Origin of the sequence: Photobacterium aquimaris (assembly GCF_002954455.1) — a bacterium.
GTDB lineage: Bacteria > Pseudomonadota > Gammaproteobacteria > Enterobacterales > Vibrionaceae > Photobacterium > Photobacterium aquimaris.
In genome coordinates this window covers 15,419-32,670 of record NZ_MSCC01000006.1, presented here as the reverse complement: position 1 = coordinate 32,670, position 17,252 = coordinate 15,419, and the positions used below count along the sequence as shown (strand labels likewise).

14 protein-coding genes are annotated in these 17,252 nt (G+C 41.9%); 9 read left to right on the top strand and 5 right to left on the bottom strand.

From position 1 onward, the window contains the following. Positions 1–201 precede the first annotated feature (201 nt). On the top strand, positions 202–2,031 hold the full coding sequence (gene typA / locus BTN98_RS19570; protein WP_060998601.1) for a translational GTPase TypA: 1,830 nt from the start codon (positions 202–204) through the stop codon (positions 2,029–2,031). A 143-nt stretch (positions 2,032–2,174) separates the two neighbouring features. Here the strand turns inward: typA and BTN98_RS19565 are convergent, their stop codons facing one another. After that, positions 2,175–2,813, bottom strand: coding sequence for a DUF2959 domain-containing protein (locus BTN98_RS19565; RefSeq protein ID WP_060998600.1), 639 nt, complete (start codon positions 2,811–2,813; stop codon positions 2,175–2,177). Positions 2,814–2,961: 148 nt separating this feature from the next. Here BTN98_RS19565 and BTN98_RS19560 point away from each other — a divergent pair, with 148 nt between their 5' ends. From BTN98_RS19560 to BTN98_RS19550, 3 genes are read left to right on the top strand one after another with little or no spacing between them, the layout of a single operon-like run. After that, positions 2,962–3,882 carry a virulence factor BrkB family protein gene (locus tag BTN98_RS19560; protein ID WP_065190101.1) on the top strand — a complete coding sequence of 307 codons (921 nt, stop codon included), beginning with the start codon at positions 2,962–2,964 and terminating at the stop codon, positions 3,880–3,882. Between the two features lie 2 nt (positions 3,883–3,884). Beyond that, the gene (dtd, locus tag BTN98_RS19555) at positions 3,885–4,322 is read left to right on the top strand and encodes a D-aminoacyl-tRNA deacylase (protein ID WP_060998599.1); all 438 of its coding nucleotides are present in this window, start codon (positions 3,885–3,887) and stop codon (positions 4,320–4,322) included. Between the two features lie 59 nt (positions 4,323–4,381). Then, positions 4,382–5,311 (top strand): bifunctional GNAT family N-acetyltransferase/hotdog fold thioesterase, encoded by a 930-nt coding sequence (locus BTN98_RS19550; protein WP_060998598.1) that lies wholly within the window; start codon positions 4,382–4,384, stop codon positions 5,309–5,311. On the opposite strand, the gene BTN98_RS19545 is transcribed toward BTN98_RS19550, so the two are convergent. The 4 genes from BTN98_RS19545 to hslR all read right to left on the bottom strand — a co-directional run bounded on the left by BTN98_RS19545 (position 5,218) and on the right by hslR (position 10,814). After that, complete coding sequence (locus BTN98_RS19545) at positions 5,218–7,233, bottom strand: AsmA family protein (protein WP_060998597.1); 2,016 nt, start codon at positions 7,231–7,233, stop codon at positions 5,218–5,220. The genes BTN98_RS19550 and BTN98_RS19545 overlap by 94 nt on opposite strands. 173 nt (positions 7,234–7,406) lie before the next feature. Next, positions 7,407–9,038 (bottom strand): phosphoenolpyruvate carboxykinase (ATP), encoded by a 1,632-nt coding sequence (gene pckA, locus BTN98_RS19540; protein WP_060998596.1) that lies wholly within the window; start codon positions 9,036–9,038, stop codon positions 7,407–7,409. Between the two features lie 333 nt (positions 9,039–9,371). Then, positions 9,372–10,250 (bottom strand): Hsp33 family molecular chaperone HslO, encoded by an 879-nt coding sequence (gene hslO, locus BTN98_RS19535; protein ID WP_060998595.1) that lies wholly within the window; start codon positions 10,248–10,250, stop codon positions 9,372–9,374. A gap of 153 nt (positions 10,251–10,403) precedes the next feature. Beyond that, positions 10,404–10,814, bottom strand: a complete 411-nt coding sequence (gene hslR, locus BTN98_RS19530; protein WP_060998594.1) for a ribosome-associated heat shock protein Hsp15 — start codon at positions 10,812–10,814, stop codon at positions 10,404–10,406. Between the two features lie 284 nt (positions 10,815–11,098). Here hslR and gspC point away from each other — a divergent pair, with 284 nt between their 5' ends. The 5 genes from gspC to gspG are packed head-to-tail and all read left to right on the top strand — an operon-like array spanning position 11,099 to position 17,251. Further along, a complete protein-coding gene (gene gspC, locus BTN98_RS19525) occupies positions 11,099–11,983 on the top strand; it encodes a type II secretion system protein GspC (RefSeq protein ID WP_060998593.1) in 885 nt (294 codons plus the stop codon). 51 nt (positions 11,984–12,034) lie between these two features. Continuing rightward, positions 12,035–14,053, top strand: coding sequence for a type II secretion system secretin GspD (gene gspD, locus BTN98_RS19520; protein ID WP_060998592.1), 2,019 nt, complete (start codon positions 12,035–12,037; stop codon positions 14,051–14,053). Further along, positions 14,053–15,555, top strand: coding sequence for a type II secretion system ATPase GspE (gene gspE, locus BTN98_RS19515; protein WP_060998591.1), 1,503 nt, complete (start codon positions 14,053–14,055; stop codon positions 15,553–15,555). The genes gspD and gspE overlap by 1 nt, the downstream gene beginning before the upstream one ends. Next, complete coding sequence (gene gspF, locus BTN98_RS19510) at positions 15,555–16,781, top strand: type II secretion system inner membrane protein GspF (RefSeq protein WP_060998590.1); 1,227 nt, start codon at positions 15,555–15,557, stop codon at positions 16,779–16,781. Before gspE ends, gspF begins: the two co-directional genes overlap by 1 nt. A 23-nt stretch (positions 16,782–16,804) precedes the next feature. Then, positions 16,805–17,251 (top strand): type II secretion system major pseudopilin GspG, encoded by a 447-nt coding sequence (gspG, locus tag BTN98_RS19505; protein WP_060998589.1) that lies wholly within the window; start codon positions 16,805–16,807, stop codon positions 17,249–17,251. Position 17,252 lies beyond the last annotated feature (1 nt).

The window sequence follows — 17,252 nt, the reverse complement described above, 5'->3', positions numbered from 1 at the left end:
TACGAATGGAGGGGTTAAAAAAAATAAAAACAGCCAAAAAAGTGAGTAAAAATGCGGCTCTAGAGCAAGTTGAGAAAAAAGCTGGTGATATAAATCACATATTGCGTGGGTTTTAGAGTAAAATCTGTTAAATTATGAGCCGTTTTTTTAATCAAGTAGCCTCTATTAAGACGCTGCATGTTCTGAGTGAATGTGAAACTAATGTCTAATCAATCGATCGATAACTTAAGAAATATCGCAATTATTGCTCACGTAGACCACGGTAAAACTACCCTGGTTGATAAACTTCTACAGCAATCTGGCACGTTAGAGGGTCGCGGCGAAGCCGAAGAACGTGTGATGGATTCTAACGATATCGAAAAAGAACGTGGCATTACCATTCTTGCTAAGAACACAGCAATTAACTGGAATGACTACCGTATCAATATCGTAGACACCCCTGGACACGCAGACTTCGGTGGTGAAGTTGAGCGTATCATGTCTATGGTTGACTCTGTATTACTTATCGTTGATGCAGTTGATGGCCCGATGCCTCAAACTCGTTTCGTAACGCAAAAAGCGTTCGCATACGGCCTTAAGCCAATCGTTGTAATTAACAAGATTGACCGTCCAGGTGCACGTCCTGAGTGGGTAATGGATCAAATCTTTGACCTATTCGACAACCTAGGCGCAACTGATGAGCAACTAGATTTCCAAGTGGTTTATGCTTCTGCGCTAAATGGCTGGGCTACTTTAGAAGAAGGCGAAATTGGCGAGAACATGGAACCATTGTTCCAATCTATCGTTGATAACGTTGCTGCACCATCAGTAGACGTTGATGGCCCACTACAGATGCAAATCTCTCAGCTAGATTACAGCTCTTACGTTGGTGTTATCGGTGTTGCTCGTATCACTCGTGGTACAGTTAAAGCTAACCAACAAGTAACTATCGTTGGTGCTGACGGTTCTAAGCGTAACGGTAAAGTAGGTACTGTTTTAGGTTACTTAGGTCTTGAGCGTCACGAAATTGAAGAAGCTAAAGCGGGTGATATCATCGCAATCACTGGTCTTGGCGAGCTTAAGATTTCTGACACAATTTGTGACCAGAACTGTGTTGAAGCTCTAACACCACTTTCTGTTGATGAACCAACAGTTACTATGACTTTCCAAGTAAACAACTCTCCGTTTGCTGGTAAAGAAGGTAAGTTTGTTACTTCACGTAACATCCTTGAGCGTCTTCAAAAAGAACTAGTACACAACGTTGCACTACGTGTTGAAGAAACAGCTGACCCAGACAAATTCCGCGTATCAGGCCGTGGTGAACTTCACCTATCTATCCTGATCGAAAACATGCGTCGTGAAGGTTACGAGCTAGCTGTATCTCGTCCAGAAGTTATCATCAAAGAAGAAGATGGTAAGTTAATGGAACCGTTTGAAACTGTAACTATCGACGTGGTTGAAGAGCACCAAGGCGGTATTATGGAGAACATCGGTCTTCGTAAAGGTGAGCTAACAGATATGGCACCAGATGGTAAAGGCCGTGTTCGCATGGACTTCATGATGCCTTCTCGTGGTCTTATCGGTTTCCAAACTGAGTTCATGACATTGACTTCAGGTTCTGGTCTTATCTACCATTCGTTTGATCACTACGGTCCTCACAAGGGCGGTACAATCGGTCAACGTAACAACGGTGTATTGATTTCTAACGCAACAGGTAAAGCACTGACTTACGCATTGTTTAACCTACAAGAGCGTGGCCGTCTATTTACTGAGCACGCAGACGAAGTTTACGAAGGTCAAATCATCGGTATTCATAACCGTTCTAACGACCTTACAGTTAACTGTCTGAAGGGTAAGCAGCTAACTAACGTTCGTGCTTCTGGTACTGACGAAGCGCAAACTCTTTCTCCTGCTATCAAGTACACACTTGAGCAAGCACTAGAATTCATCGATAACGATGAGCTAGTAGAAGTTACACCTGTAAGCATTCGTATCCGTAAGAAACTTCTTACTGAAAACGATCGTAAGCGTGCAGGTCGTGGCGGTAAGTAATTACCTCTAGCTGAACGATACTAATACAATCCCTCGCTTGGCAACAAGCGGGGGATTGTTGTATTTGAGAGCCATGAAAATATTATAGAGACAAAAAAAGAGCTAACCCTGTTAGCTCTTTTTTTATGGTCATGAAATGGTGGCTACTTTTTCAAATGACCAATAAAACGATTTGATTCCGCAATAGCGCGATTCATATCACGAATAGCGCCTGAAATTTCGGTTTGTAATGAAGTAAACTGGCCTTGAAGCGAGCCAATTGCTGCCGCATTGAGGTTATGCTTAAGATAAAGAGTGTTATCACGTAGTGTATCTAAAACTGGCTCCATCTTCTTCTCGGCGCGTTTCATCGCAGTTAGCATTTTATTGTAAGATAGTTTTGTTGTTTGTAATTTACGTTGGCTATCGCGTTTGAGGGTGGCACTTTTATATAACGCCAGTTCTTGTTGCCATTCATCAAACATCGCATTGGCAACATCTTCAATTGCTGCAATACGGTCGTTGACGTTATTGACTGCAGCTTCACTGTTTTTATATTGGCTATCAATATCCTTATAAGCGGATTCAAGATCGCCACCATCAAACTGATTCAGTGCTTTGAGGCCATCAAGGGCACTGGTAAATTGTTTTTGAGCGTTTTTTTGGGCTTGGTTGGCATCTTCAACTCGATCAACCATGATATCGCGTTTATAAACGCCGACTTTTTCCATCGCCGAATAATAGGCTGTTTGGCAGCCAGAAAGTAGGCTAACACTTAAAAAGATTGCAATAAAATAAGGCATGTTTTGCTCCTTGGTGAGACATGCAAAATAACAAATAAATGGTGGTACCGCGTCGTGCTAAAGTAACGAATTCGATAGCTAAACATCCATGCCAGTATCTGATGTTAGTATGACTGTTTTCGATAACTTATAGGTATAACACTCTATTATGGCTGACAAAAAACAACCTGTGAAATTTGTGTTGTGGCAACGTTTGCCGCGAATAATGGAATATTTTGGTTATTTAATCCAGCGAGTGAACCATGACCGCTTGACGGTAACCGCTGGATCAATGGCTTATGTAACCTTATTGTCATTAGTGCCGCTGTTAACTGTAGTCGTTTCTGCGTTATCTGCGATACCTGTTTTTGCTGGGGTTGGCGATCAAGTACAACAGTTTGTGATCACTAACTTTGTACCCGCAGCAGGGGTAGTGGTAACAACTTACCTTAATGAATTTATTGTTAATGCCGGTAAAATGACCGTAGTTGGAATTGGAGCATTATTTGTCGTGGCGATGATGCTTATTTCTTCGATTGATAAAGCACTTAATTATATTTGGCGAGTAAAGAAAAAGCGCCGCTGGGTAATATCATTAGCAGTATATTGGATGATTCTGACCTTAGGTCCTATTCTTTTGGGTTCAAGTATTGCATTAAGTTCATACCTAGGTTCATTGGCATTACTTGATCATCAAACATTACATGGCGTGGTGCAACAGTCATTACAATGGTTACCGTCAATGATGTCAGGGTTGGCTTTCCTATTGCTTTATGCATTAGTACCTAATTGTAAGGTAACCTTTAACCATGCATTAATAGGTGCGTTGTGTAGTAGTGTTTTATTTGAGTTAAGTAAAAAAGGCTTTGTGATTTATTTAGCTCATTTTCATTCCTATCAAATGATCTATGGTGCATTGTCTGTGATCCCTATTTTATTTGTATGGATTTATTTATGTTGGTGTATTGTGTTGCTAGGGGCTGAAATTACCGCCAGTTTAGGTGAACGTGGTTTTTGGGATGTGAGCCCACTCCGCTCACCAACAACGTTAACTAACAGTGACCAAGGTTTAACTAATAAGAAGGAATAATAATGATTGCGCTAATTCAACGGGTGAGTGAAGCCAGTGTTACCGTTGACGGTAAAATAACCGGAGCAATTGGCTGTGGGTTGTTAGTGCTGCTTGGGGTTGAAAAAGGTGATGATGAAGCCAAAGCGCAAAAGCTGCGCGATAAAGTATTGGGCTATCGTATCTTTAGTGATGCTGACGATAAAATGAATCTCAATGTTCAGCAAGCACAAGGTAGCGTGTTAGTCGTTTCACAATTTACATTAGCAGCAGATACTAAAAAAGGCATGCGCCCTGGATTTTCTGCGGGCGCAGCTCCGGTTGAAGCGGAACGTCTGTACCAATATTTTGTCGAACAATGTAAAGCGCAGTCGATTGTCACCGAAAAGGGTGTCTTTGGTGCCGATATGAAAGTGGCATTAGTCAATGATGGTCCAGTGACTTTTTGGTTGCAGGTTTAACCGCTTTATTTGCACATTGTGGGTGCAAAAATGCAGACGATTAAGAAAAGAGGAAATGGATGTTTCGATTAATCACTCCGCAAACAGAATCACAATTGGCGAGTTACTATTATTTTCGCTGGCAAATGTTGCGTCAGCCATGGCAAATGCCACAGGGTTCTGAGCGTGATGCGTATGATGACGTCAGTGCTCATCGTATGTTAGTTGATAGCCATGATAATGTGGTCGCAATTGGACGTTTATATGTGACACCTGATAACGAAGGTCAAATTCGTTACATGGCGGTAGATGCTGCTGTGCGTCATCATGGCCTCGGCGGAATGATTTTATTGGCTCTGGAATCTTTAGCGCGTTATGACGGTGCCAAGCGGTTAGTATGTAATGCGCGTGAAGCGGCTATTCCATTTTACCTTAAAAATGGCTTTGAAAGTCGTGGCGAGTTAAGTGACGCGCATGGCCCAATGCGTCATCAGCAGATGGTAAAACCATTATCACCCTTAACGGACGTCGCTCGGCAGCCGCAATGGTGCCAAGAATTACAAACATTATGGCAAAACCAAATTCCGATCAGTGACAAAATGGGCATCAAAATTAATCAGTATACTGGCTATCGATTTGAAGTTAGTGCGCTGTTTAATGCCAATATTAATCCCAATGAATTTATGTTTGCTGGCAGTATCTTTACCATGGCAACTCTCGCTGGGTGGGGATTTATTTGGTTGCTGCTAAAAGAGCGCGGTTTGCAGGGGAATATTATTTTGGTTGACAGCCATATACGTTACTCAGCACCAGTTACAGAGCGGCCGATCGCCGTCACTACTCTTGAGCATTTACGCGGTGATTTTGATCGTATTACTCAAGGGCGCAAAGGACGAGTGACGGTCGATGTGAATGTTCAATGTGGTAAAGCGGTATCTGCAACGTTTACTGGTACATATTTAGTATTACCATTGCAGGATGAGTCTACCGTGACTGTGGATACTCCTTGAAGCCATTCTTTAATTAATTGCTGACAGCCCGTCGTCAATTTAAGTTTAAGTTGCTGTTGCTTGGTATCTGTTAAGTTCCAACGACTGTCAATATTTAGCGCGAAACCTTTAGCCATGGCTGTTAATGGTTGCATTTGGATTGTACCGTGTTGGGCTGTAAGTATCAGCGGTGTTGCTATTAATGGCAGCTCTGGTGCTGTTGCAGTTTGATTGACGGTTGAAAAATTCGATTGCTGCCACTGAGTGAATAATTGCTGTGGTGTGATATTGATTAACGCTAATTGGCGAAAATCAGCGTTAGCAGTGCCACTTAAGTGATGATTAAAATCCGCTTGAGTACCAGCCAATCCATGGAGCTTTATTTGAGTATCAATAGCCCCTGTGAGCGGTAAGGGTAATGATAGCCATTGGGATAGAGTTTGTGCTGGTATGGTGTCACCCATCAGGGTTAATTGCCATGGGCGCTGTGGATCATTAAGTGCCACCCTTGCGCGTGCTTTTAACATGCCATGGTTAAACGGTAATACTAATTTATCTAACTGCCATTTACCGGCATTGCTATGCATAGTCGCAATGGCTTGGTTGATAATCACCTGATTGATACTGCCAAAACCTAGGTTAGCTTCAAGCTGTCCTTGCCATAATCCCCACTGATTATTTTGTTTCAATACCGCATCTTGAACATCAATATCAATACCAGCGAGTTGAAACGGAATTGTGGTTGCAGATGAGGTGATCTGACTGTTATTAATATTAAGATTTTTAAATATTATATCGGTGTATTGATGCTGCCATTGCTGCCATCTTTGTAGCCAATCTTTGTTTAAAAACCATTTAATACCACTGGCTTTTAAATCACTCACAAATAATTGCTGGGGATCGATCCAACCATCGATGCGAACAAATCCTTCCATCATATGTGCTGACATGCCATGACTGATAATTTGTTGGGGCATAAATTGTAATTCAGCCAATGGTTGTTCAAAATTCACCTGATGCCACTGTACATGGCTAGCACTGAACGATAAACGACTATTTTTTTGCTGCCAATAGTTCTGTGGCCAGTGCCAGTTTTGAAGCGATAGATTAATATCATCAGCACTCCATTGCGCTAATTCAATACTGCTATCGATGACATCTAACCGTTTAATATTGATTGCGGTGAGTGGTGCTAGGTGTAGGGTTAATTGTTGTTGCCAATCATTAACCAATTGTTGATCTTGTAAGCGGAATTTATTGAGTGTCAGCTGATCGATAGTCAAACTATGATCGGTATTATTGAACTGTGCTTGAGCTGTTATTTTTGCCTGATGCCACAGCCCAGAGATACCATCAAATTGCCATTGTTGGTGGTGCTTATTGGCGTTGATCAGTAATTGCTGTAATTCAAATTGGTGCCATTTTATGCTGGTGGCACTCATTTTTAAGCTGCCATTAAAACTTTGCCACCATGGTATGTTGGCTGCGGGTGTTTGCCAATTATCGAACTGAATTAAACCATGCTTAATTGTAAATGTTGGAGTGTTGAGGTTGGTATTATTAAACACTAAGCGTTTGATTGTGAGTGGCGGTAAGCTGGTTAATAACGGCATATTAGCTGAGGTGATATTGTTAATCTGTATTCCGTCAAACGCCAGTTTATCCTTGGTTATACTGGATTTGGATAGCCATAGTTGAATACTGTCAGCGTGGATCAGTACTTGCTGGTTTTCAATGATTTCAGCATGTTCAAATCGTATCTGATAAGGGGTGCGAATATCATAATCAATTTTTTTGGCAACTACTTGATAAGGCGATACTTGGGCAAGGATAAAATTAACCAGCGGCTGATTATAGCGGCTATGTAATAGTCCGATGAGGGTGGTTAAACACACCACGACTATTAACACCAAAATAAGCACTGATTTGCTAAGTCGTCGCATAAAATTTCCTCGTAAGCTGAAGGCACTATATCAATTTTAATGGCTTGTTGAGGGTGGGGGAAAAATTATTTTTTAGCAAGCGCTTTGGTAAGAGCTTGGCTGTGGAATATCAGTGTTAAAAAAACAGCCTCTATATAAGAGGCCGTTAGTCGTTAATTGAATACGATATTAAATTAACCGAGTTGTGGGCCTGCAGCAACTAACTGTTGGCCTTCTTTAGTGTCAGTGTACTTATCAAAGTTAACAATAAAGCGATTTGCTAAATCTTCAGCTTTGCTTTGCCACTGTAGAGGATCAGTGTAAGTATCACGTGGATCAAGAATGGTTGAATCAACACCCGGTAATGATGTTGGCACAGTTAGATTAAAAATTGGAATTTGCTTGGTGTTTGCATTATCAATTGAGCCATCAAGGATTGCATCAATGATTGCACGCGTGTCTTGAATTGAAATACGTTTACCAGTGCCGTTCCACCCCGTGTTTACTAAGTAGGCTTCAGCACCTGCATCTTCCATACGCTTTACTAATACTTCAGCATATTGGGTTGGATGTAAGGTTAAGAATGCATTACCAAAACAAGCAGAGAACGTTGGTGTTGGTTCAGTAATACCACGTTCAGTACCAGCTAATTTAGCAGTAAAACCTGAAAGGAAATGATATTTTGTTTGCTCTGGTGTCAATTTAGATACCGGAGGCAATACACCAAAAGCATCAGCAGATAAGAAAATCACTTTATTGGCATGACCGCCTTTTGATACTGGCTTAACGATATTTTCGATATGGTAAATAGGGTAAGAAACACGGGTATTTTCAGTTTTTGAATTATCGTCAAAATTAATTGAACCATCACTGCGAACACTAACGTTTTCTAATAATGCATCACGACGAATGGCATTATAGATATCAGGCTCAGCTTCTTTCGATAGGTTGATAGTTTTTGCGTAGCAACCACCTTCAAAGTTAAATACGCCGTTGTCATCCCAACCATGCTCATCATCACCAATTAATGCGCGCTTAGGATCAGTTGATAAGGTTGTTTTACCTGTGCCAGAAAGACCAAAGAATACTGCAACATCGCCTTCATTACCCATGTTGGCAGAGCAATGCATTGATGCAATACCTTGTAGAGGTAAGAAGTAGTTCATCATTGCGAACATACCTTTCTTCATCTCACCGCCGTACCAAGTACCACCAATCAATTGCATTTTTTCACTGAGGTTGAAAACGGTGAAGTTTTCAGAGTTCATACCGTGTTCTTGCCACTTAGGGTTCGTACACTTAGAACCATTCATGATCACAAAATCAGGTTCGAAGTTTTCAAGTTCAGCATCCGTTGGACGAATAAACATGTTTTTTACAAAGTGCGCTTGCCATGCAACTTCGGTGATCACTCGAATACAAAGGCGAGTATCAGGGTTTGCACCACAATAACCATCAATAACAAACAGGCGTTTGTTTGATAGTTGGTTAGTCACTAATTCTTTAAGATCTAACCATACTGTTTGAGTTAGTGCTTTATTGTCATTCTTACCTTGATCTGACCACCACAATGTATCTTTAGTGGTGTTATCACGCACAATAAATTTATCTTGCGGCGAGCGACCAGTAAAAATGCCAGTATCAACCGATACCGCACCTAATTCAGTAACAATCCCACGCTCGTAGCCTTCCAACTCAGGTTTTGTCTCTTCGTTGAAAAGAACCTCGTAAGAAGGGTTACGAATAACATCTGTAACATTGGTAATACCGTATTGGGATAAATCCATGTTGTTTGCAACCTTATTATCAACACAAGTAGTGATCATTGGTGCTCCTAGGGTAAGATGTTGTTTAACTGTCAATCATGCTAACAACCCTAAATCGCTAAATCAGGGACGGTCATCAAAAAATCAACCATCGCAATGTTAATTTTAGGTAAAAATATCGAAACCGCGAGGGGTTTTATTTTGCTTAAATGTTAAAATTTATTTGTTGTGATTGTGGTCAATATTTGTGCATGATGATTGCAAAAAAAACACAAATAAAATGACAATATAATTTTATATACGCTGTGGCGATGTTGGCTGAGGGGAATTAAAACCAAAAAAAGCCGACATCATTTGTCGGCTAAAAAACAGTGGTGAGTTGCTAAGTGCTAATTAGTGAACTTGATCACTATCGGCAGAATTAGCACTGTTATCACGTAGTGCGGCAATATCAATACTGTCGAAGTCATAGCTAGTACCACAGTAATCACAATGGAGTGATACTTTGCCATCTTCAGCAATGATTTGATCAATCTCTTGTGGTTGTACACTCATAATGGCAGCAGCACTGCGATCGCGTGAGCAACCACACTCAAAGCTGACAGCTTGAGGATCAAACAGTTGAACTTGCTCTTGGTGGTAAAGACGATATAGCACATCTTGTGCTTCTAATGTAAATAGCTCTTCATCTTTAACGGTTTCAGTTAACGCTTCTAAATGTTCAAAGTCGCCTTCAGTACCAGTACCATCAGGCATGATTTGTAATAGCATACCAGCAGCTTTTACTTGGCCGTCAATTACACCAGTGCGTAACCAAATACGAGTTTTTAGTTGCTCTGAATTTTTAAAGTAGCTTTCAAGGCACTCAACCAAATTATCGCCATCAAGACCAACCATACCTTGGTAGCGCTCACCTTTAGTCGGTGTGATTGTGATCACCATATGACCTTTACCCATTAGGTCATGAATAGTGCCGTCTTTAATATCACCCTTCCAACGTGCTACACCGCGTAACTGTTGATTATGATCGCCATTGATAACCGCTAGGCTTACAGGACCATCGCCTTGTACTTGTACGGTGATTGAGCCTTCAAATTTTAAGGTGGCAGTTAATAAGCTGGTTGCGACCAATAATTCACCTAACAATGTTGCCACTGGTGCTGGGTAATTTTTGTCAGCAATAATTTGTTGGTAAGTTTGGCTTAATTGTACCAATTCGCCACGAACGGCTGCGCCATCGAAAAGGTAACGGTTTAAACTATCGTTTGTCATGAGTATGTATTCTCCAGCTATAGAGCCAACCTAGTGAGGCATAAAAGGAACAGTAATTACTTTATGGTCAACGTTGCAACCGCGGCGGCTAAACCGTTGCAATAAAGCACTCACAGTTAAAATTATAATTTAAATAGGTTGGCACTTGGTTATTTATTCAGATGAGTTAATGTTTTTGAATCGCATAATATCGCGACGTTGCTTTTTATCTGGTCGTTTTTCTGGGCTTGGATTGTCATAAGCATTTAGTTTGCGCATTTTGGCCGTTTGTTCACGGGTAGCAATACTTTGAGCGGTTTCTTGATATAGCAACTGCGCTTCTGGTGCACCACGACGACAATCTGAGATTTGTTCAATAGTGATGATTTTCTCATCGTTACCCTGACGTAACTTTACCACGGCCCCAAGCTCAATAATTTTACTTGGTTTTGAACGCTGGCCATTATACTGCACTTTACCACCGTCAATCATGGTACGAGCAATTGAACGGGTTTTGTAAAAGCGGGCAGCCCATAACCATTTATCAAGCCGAACTTGCTTAATGTTTGGGGTGTTTTGACCCATCACTGTGCCTATATTTGTTAAAACGATAAATTATCACATTCTGCTAATAACAGCAGTAAAGTGACTATTTAGTATAAATGGTGATATTAGCCGAGGATTTCAATCACTGAATAAGAATTTATTACAAAAAAACATTAAATTCTTAGATACTATGGCGTTTTGTTGGAATTATTAAATAGTATTTCGTTAATTAACAGGCGATTATTGTCAGTTCAATTTTAAAGTGCGATTGCACTGCATTTATTTGTTTAATGGTAGTTGGTATTTTAACCATGGATTTTACTATGTCTGTTTCAAAGTGGTTTGCTGTAGCTGCAACCAAACGTCCGTTATCATTACAATCAGTCACGCGCCTTTTAACCGGTCTTTTAGTGGTGATATTGGCTTGGGTTGGTGGCCGTTTAGTGTGGTCGATTGTCGAGCCTGCCCCCGTGGTTGCGCGTTGGCAGCCGTTAACAGTGAGTGTTAATACCTCTCAACAGCAATTACCTGTTAATGAAATATTAAGTTTGAATTTGTTTGGTCGTTATCAGGCTAACGCTACTCCTGTGGTAGCAAAACCGGTTAAGCAAGATGCGCCGCAAACTCAATTACGATTAACATTAGTCGGTGTGGTGGCAAGTTCAACGCCATCAAAAGCTTTGGCTGTGGTGACTAATAACGGTAAGCAAAACACTTACGGTGTTAACGAAGTGATTGATAATACGCGTGCGACCTTGATTGCAGTATATAACGATCGGGTCATCATTCGTAATAATGGTCGCGATGAAACCTTGATGCTGGAAGGGATCAAGTATACTAAACCATCAGCGACAGTTGACTCTTCTAAAGTTAACCCCCCTCAAAGTAATGGCAATGCTGCTGAACTGGCTAAAATCAAACAAGAAATTTTATCTGAGCCTCAAACTTTATTTAGTTATATCCGCTTATCTCAGGTGAAAAAAGATGGCCAAATTGAAGGTTATCGAGTTAATCCAGGTAAAAATAGAATTTTATTTGATCAGGTAGGTCTTAAAGCCAATGATCTTGCAGTGAGTATTAATGGTAATAGCCTTACCGATCCTGCAATTATGGCCAAACTTTGGGGTGAGTTGTCTTCAGCCACTGATTTTACACTGACGGTTGAACGTAATGGTCAGTTACATGATATCCACATAGAGCTGCAATAACACTTTAGTGCTTAGCTTGAAATGAATATGCGATTAAAGCAGGAGTTTTTTGTGAAAAAATGGATGGGTAAAAGTGCCCTATTGTTAGCAAGTGGCTTGTTTTGTACTCAAGCAATGGCCGATGAATTAAGTGCGAATTTTAAAGGCACCGACATTCAAGAGTTCATCAACATTGTTGGTCGCACTTTACATAAAACAATCATTATCGATCCCGCTGTGCGTGGGCAAGTCAATGTGCGCAGTTATGATTTATTGAACGAAGAGCAGTATTACCGTTTCTTCCTTAATGTGCTTGATGTCTATGGTTACGCTGTGGTGACGATGGATGATGGTGTGATGAAGGTTATTCGTGACAAAGATGCTAAAACCGCCGCGATTCCAGTGGTGGGTGCCAATGATAAAAATATTCCTGGTGATGCGGTTGTTACCCGTGTGATTGCGGTTAAAAATGTCTCTGTTCGTGAATTGTCTCCGTTATTACGTCAGCTAAATGATAACGCGGGCGCGGGTAACGTGGTGCATTATGATCCGGCGAATATCATTATGATCACGGGTCGTGCTGCGGTGGTAAACCGCTTAGCTGAAATCATTGAGCGTGTTGACCGCGCGGGTAACAAAGACGTTACTGTGGTATCACTTAATAATGCCTCAGCATCAGAAATGGTGCGTATTATCGATTCGCTCAATAAAAGTGCTGAAGCAAAATCAACCCCAAGTTTTCTGATCCCTAAAGCAGTTGCTGATGAACGCACTAACTCAGTGTTGATTTCTGGCGATCCTAAAGTACGTGAACGATTAAAGAAACTGATCCATCGCTTAGATAAAGAGATGGCTGTCAGCGGTAATAGCCGCGTGTTTTATCTCAAATATGCTAAAGCTGAAGATTTAGTCGATGTCCTAAAAGGGGTGTCTGAAAATGTTCAAGCATCAACCAAAGGCAATTCAGGTCAAGGTCAGAGCGCAAGTAAGGATGATGTGATGATTTCGGCCCATGCGCCGACGAACTCATTAATTATTTCTGCGCCTGCTGATGTAATGAAGCGTTTAGAGTCGATCATTGCTCAACTCGATATTCGTCGTGCACAAGTTCATATTGAAGCGATGATTGTTGAAGTACAAGAAGGTGAAGGAGTCGATTTTGGCGTTCAGTGGGGATCTCAAGATGGCGGCGTGATCCAGTTTGGTAACAGCAGTGCGCCAATTGGTGGTTTGTTATCAGCCCAAGAAGCTGCAAAAGACACCACCTCTGTTCAACATGGTACTGATTCTAACGGTAAACCTTACACCACCGAAACCACCGAAAGTGGTGACTTAGCGCCAATGGCGACTTTTTTAGGTGGTGTCAAAGGCGCAGCTGCAGCGATTGCATTGGGTGACTGGACTGCACTTGTTACCGCAGTACAAGCGAACCGTAACGTTAATGTGTTATCAACACCGAATGTGACAGTGCTGGATAATCAAGAAGCAAACCTTTCTGTCGGCCAAGAAGTGCCAGTCACCACCGGCTCACAAACTGGTTCAAATAACGATAACCCGTTTACGACCGTTGAACGTAAAGATGTCGGCATTCAGCTCAAAGTGACGCCGCAAATCAACGAAGGTGACTCGGTACAGATGAAGATCGAGCAAGTAGTATCGCAAGTTGCCGATGCTAATGGTGCGGTTGATATTCGATTTGATAAGCGTGAGCTAACCACATCGGTGCTGGTTAAAGATGGCAACATGATTGCGTTGGGTGGTTTGATGCAAGAGAAGACTCTTGAATCTGAGCAGAAAGTGCCAATTTTAGGTGATATTCCAGTATTGGGGGCATTATTCCGTTCGACTAATAATCAAACTGAAAAAACTAATTTGATGATTTTCATTCGTCCAACCATCTTACGTGATGGCATGAGTGCCGATGGCATGACACAACGTAAATATAACTACATTCGTGCTCAACAGTTATACCAAGCCGATAAAGGCATGCGTTTAATGGATGCAGAAATGCCGGTTATTCCAAAATATGGTGATGATATGGCGCTACCTGCTGAAGTACGCGCGTTTGTATCGCAGTTGGAGAAGCACTAATGGCAGATGAGTCGTTGGCATTAGAAACCGCAGTGTTATTTCGATTGCCGTTTTCTTTTGCTAAGCGCCATCATGTGGTGATTGAAGCCAATCAACAAGGATGGCAGTTATATTATTGCGGTCAGCTATCTGCAATCGTACTGGCAGAAGTGCGTCGTGTCGTTGGTGACGGTTTTTATCCGGTTGAGTTATCCGAGTCGCAATTTGAGCAAAAGCTCACTGATGCGTATCAACGTGATTCGTCAGAAGCGCGTCAGTTGATGGAAGATTTAGGTTCTGATAGCGATGACTTTTTCTCTCTGGCAGAAGAATTACCTGAAACCGAAGATTTGCTTGAATCAGAAGATGATGCGCCAATCATTAAATTGATTAACGCGATGTTAGCTGAGGCTATCAAAGAAGGTGCTTCAGATATTCATATTGAAACCTTTGAAAAAGTGTTGTCAATTCGATTCCGTGTTGATGGCATGTTGCGAGAAGTGTTACAACCAAGCCGTAAGTTAGCGCCATTGTTAGTGTCGCGGATTAAAGTCATGGCGAAGTTGGATATTGCTGAAAAGCGTATTCCACAAGATGGTCGTATTTCATTACGTATCGGTGGTCGTGCGGTCGATGTGCGAGTATCAACCATGCCATCGTCACACGGTGAGCGAGTGGTATTGCGTTTATTAGATAAAAACGCTACTCGTCTCGATTTACACAGCTTAGGTATGACAGCCGCTAACCATCAAGCGTTTGGAAAAATAATTGATCGTCCGCATGGCATCATTTTGGTTACCGGTCCGACAGGTTCGGGTAAATCAACTACTTTATATGCTGGTTTACAAGAGTTAAACAGTGCTGAGCGCAATATTCTAACGGTTGAAGATCCGATTGAATTTGATATCGACGGTATTGGTCAAACCCAAGTAAACAGCAAGGTTGATATGACCTTTGCGCGTGGTTTACGTGCCATTTTACGTCAAGATCCTGATGTGGTGATGATTGGTGAGATCCGTGATTTAGAAACCGCGGCCATTGCTGTGCAAGCATCGTTAACCGGTCACATGGTGTTATCGACGTTGCACACTAACACGGCTGTGGGTGCTATCACGCGTTTACGTGATATGGGAATTGAACCGTTCTTGGTGTCGTCATCATTATTAGGTGTTCTGGCTCAGCGCTTGGTGCGAACTTTATGTAGTGAGTGTCGCCAACCTTATGAGGCTGATACTGAACAGAAAAAACTGTTTATGTTAACCGCGACTGATAGCCTGACCCTGTACCGTCCGTGTGGTTGTGACAAGTGTAATTTTAAAGGTTACCGCGGTCGTACTGGTATTCATGAATTGCTGCAGGTTGATGAACATGTTCAAGAGCTGATTCATGCTGAAGCGGGTGAGCAAGCGATTGAAAAATATGTCCGTCAAACCACACCAAGCATTCGTGACGATGGTCTTGCCAAAGTACGTCAAGGGATTACCACACTTGAAGAAGTGATGCGCGTGACCAAGGAGAGCTAATGGCTGCGTTTGAATATAAAGCATTAGATGCCAAAGGTCGCCAAAAGAAAGGGGTATTAGAAGGTGATACCTCACGTCAAGTAAGGCAACAGTTGCGTGAACAAGGACTGGTGCCGATTGAAGTTAACCAAACCTCGGGTCAAGGTAAAAAAACGGCGGCAGCACCGAGTAAGTTAACCTTTCGACGCGGGATCAGCACCAATGAATTAGCGCTGATCACCCGTCAGTTAGCAACATTGGTGCAGGCTTCAATGCCATTGGAAGAATGTATTAAAGCGGTAGCAGAGCAAAATGAAAAGCCGCGTTTAAAAAACATTTTACTGGCAGTACGCTCGCGCGTAGTTGAAGGTTATACCTTAGCTGACAGTATGGCGGAATATCCACATGTGTTTGATCAGTTATTTCGTGCCATGGTGGCGGCAGGTGAGAAGTCAGGTCATTTAGATACCATCTTAAACCGTTTGGCTGATTACAGTGAAAACCGTCAACAGATGCGCAGCAAGTTGCAGCAAGCGATGATTTATCCATTAATGCTGACGCTGGTGGCGATCTCGGTGGTAGCGTTTTTGTTAGCGACTGTGGTGCCTAAAATTGTCGATCAATTTGTGCAAATGAATCAAGGTTTACCAGCAATCACTGAAGTGTTATTGGCCGCCAGTAATTTTGTTCAGCACTGGGGGCTGCTGGTGGTAATCGTGATTATTGGCATGATTACCTTGATCAAAACAGCCCTTAAAAAACCTGCGTTTCGCATCAAATGGGATCGGGCTATTTTACGGCTACCAGTTATTGGTAAAGTTGCTCGCGGGTTAAACACCTCTCGTTTTGCACGGACATTGTCGATTTGTACTTCAAGTGCAATCCCCTTATTAGATGGTATGAAAGTCGCGTCTGACGTAATGACCAATACCTACGTTAATAAAAAGATCCTTGAAGCTGCAGATAGAGTGCGTGAAGGTGCAAGTTTACGTATTTCATTGGAAAAAACCGCACTGTTTCCGCCAATGATGTTACATATGATTGCCAGCGGTGAACGCAGTGGTGAACTTGAACAAATGCTAACCCGTGCAGCGGATAACCAAGATCGTGATTTTGAATCCTTGGTCAATATGGCGTTAGGAGTATTTGAACCATTATTGATTGTCGCCATGGCAGGAGTGGTGATGTTTATCGTGATTGCAACCTTGATGCCGATTATTGAACTAAACAACATGGTCGGAATGTAGATTTTTCTTTTGGAGGGTGAAAAATGCAACAAAAGCAACGTGGTTTTACGCTGTTAGAAGTAATGGTAGTAATTGTAATCCTTGGCGTATTGGCAAGTTTAGTGGTGCCAAACCTTTTGGGTAACAAAGAAAAAGCGGATCAACAAAAAGCAGTAACCGATATTAGTTCGCTTGAGCAATCATTGGAAATGTACAAGCTCGATAACAGCGTCTTCCCAACTACTGATCAAGGGTTAGAAGCATTGGTAACTAAACCTTCTTCTTCGCCTGAGCCGCGCAATTACCGTGATGGTGGCTACATTAAACGTCTACCTAAAGACCCATGGGGCTACGATTACCAATACGTATCACCGGGCGAACATGGTGCGGTTGATATATTCACTCTAGGTGCTGATGGCCAAGAAGGCGGTGACGGTATTAATACTGATATCGGCAACTGGAACATGTTGAACTACAACAAAAAAAGCTAAT

Excerpts from the sequence above, each read along its gene's own strand:
- typA (WP_060998601.1), top strand. The coding sequence starts at position 202 with ATGTCTAATCAATCGATCGATAACTTAAGAAATATCGCAATTATTGCT.
- BTN98_RS19565 (WP_060998600.1), bottom strand. The coding sequence starts at position 2,813 with ATGCCTTATTTTATTGCAATCTTTTTAAGTGTTAGCCTACTTTCTGGC.
- BTN98_RS19560 (WP_065190101.1), top strand. The coding sequence starts at position 2,962 with ATGGCTGACAAAAAACAACCTGTGAAATTTGTGTTGTGGCAACGTTTG.
- dtd (WP_060998599.1), top strand. The coding sequence starts at position 3,885 with ATGATTGCGCTAATTCAACGGGTGAGTGAAGCCAGTGTTACCGTTGAC.
- BTN98_RS19550 (WP_060998598.1), top strand. The coding sequence starts at position 4,382 with ATGTTTCGATTAATCACTCCGCAAACAGAATCACAATTGGCGAGTTAC.
- BTN98_RS19545 (WP_060998597.1), bottom strand. The coding sequence starts at position 7,233 with ATGCGACGACTTAGCAAATCAGTGCTTATTTTGGTGTTAATAGTCGTG.
- pckA (WP_060998596.1), bottom strand. The coding sequence starts at position 9,038 with ATGATCACTACTTGTGTTGATAATAAGGTTGCAAACAACATGGATTTA.
- hslO (WP_060998595.1), bottom strand. The coding sequence starts at position 10,250 with ATGACAAACGATAGTTTAAACCGTTACCTTTTCGATGGCGCAGCCGTT.
- hslR (WP_060998594.1), bottom strand. The coding sequence starts at position 10,814 with ATGGGTCAAAACACCCCAAACATTAAGCAAGTTCGGCTTGATAAATGG.
- gspC (WP_060998593.1), top strand. The coding sequence starts at position 11,099 with ATGTCTGTTTCAAAGTGGTTTGCTGTAGCTGCAACCAAACGTCCGTTA.
- gspE (WP_060998591.1), top strand. The coding sequence starts at position 14,053 with ATGGCAGATGAGTCGTTGGCATTAGAAACCGCAGTGTTATTTCGATTG.
- gspF (WP_060998590.1), top strand. The coding sequence starts at position 15,555 with ATGGCTGCGTTTGAATATAAAGCATTAGATGCCAAAGGTCGCCAAAAG.
- gspG (WP_060998589.1), top strand. The coding sequence starts at position 16,805 with ATGCAACAAAAGCAACGTGGTTTTACGCTGTTAGAAGTAATGGTAGTA.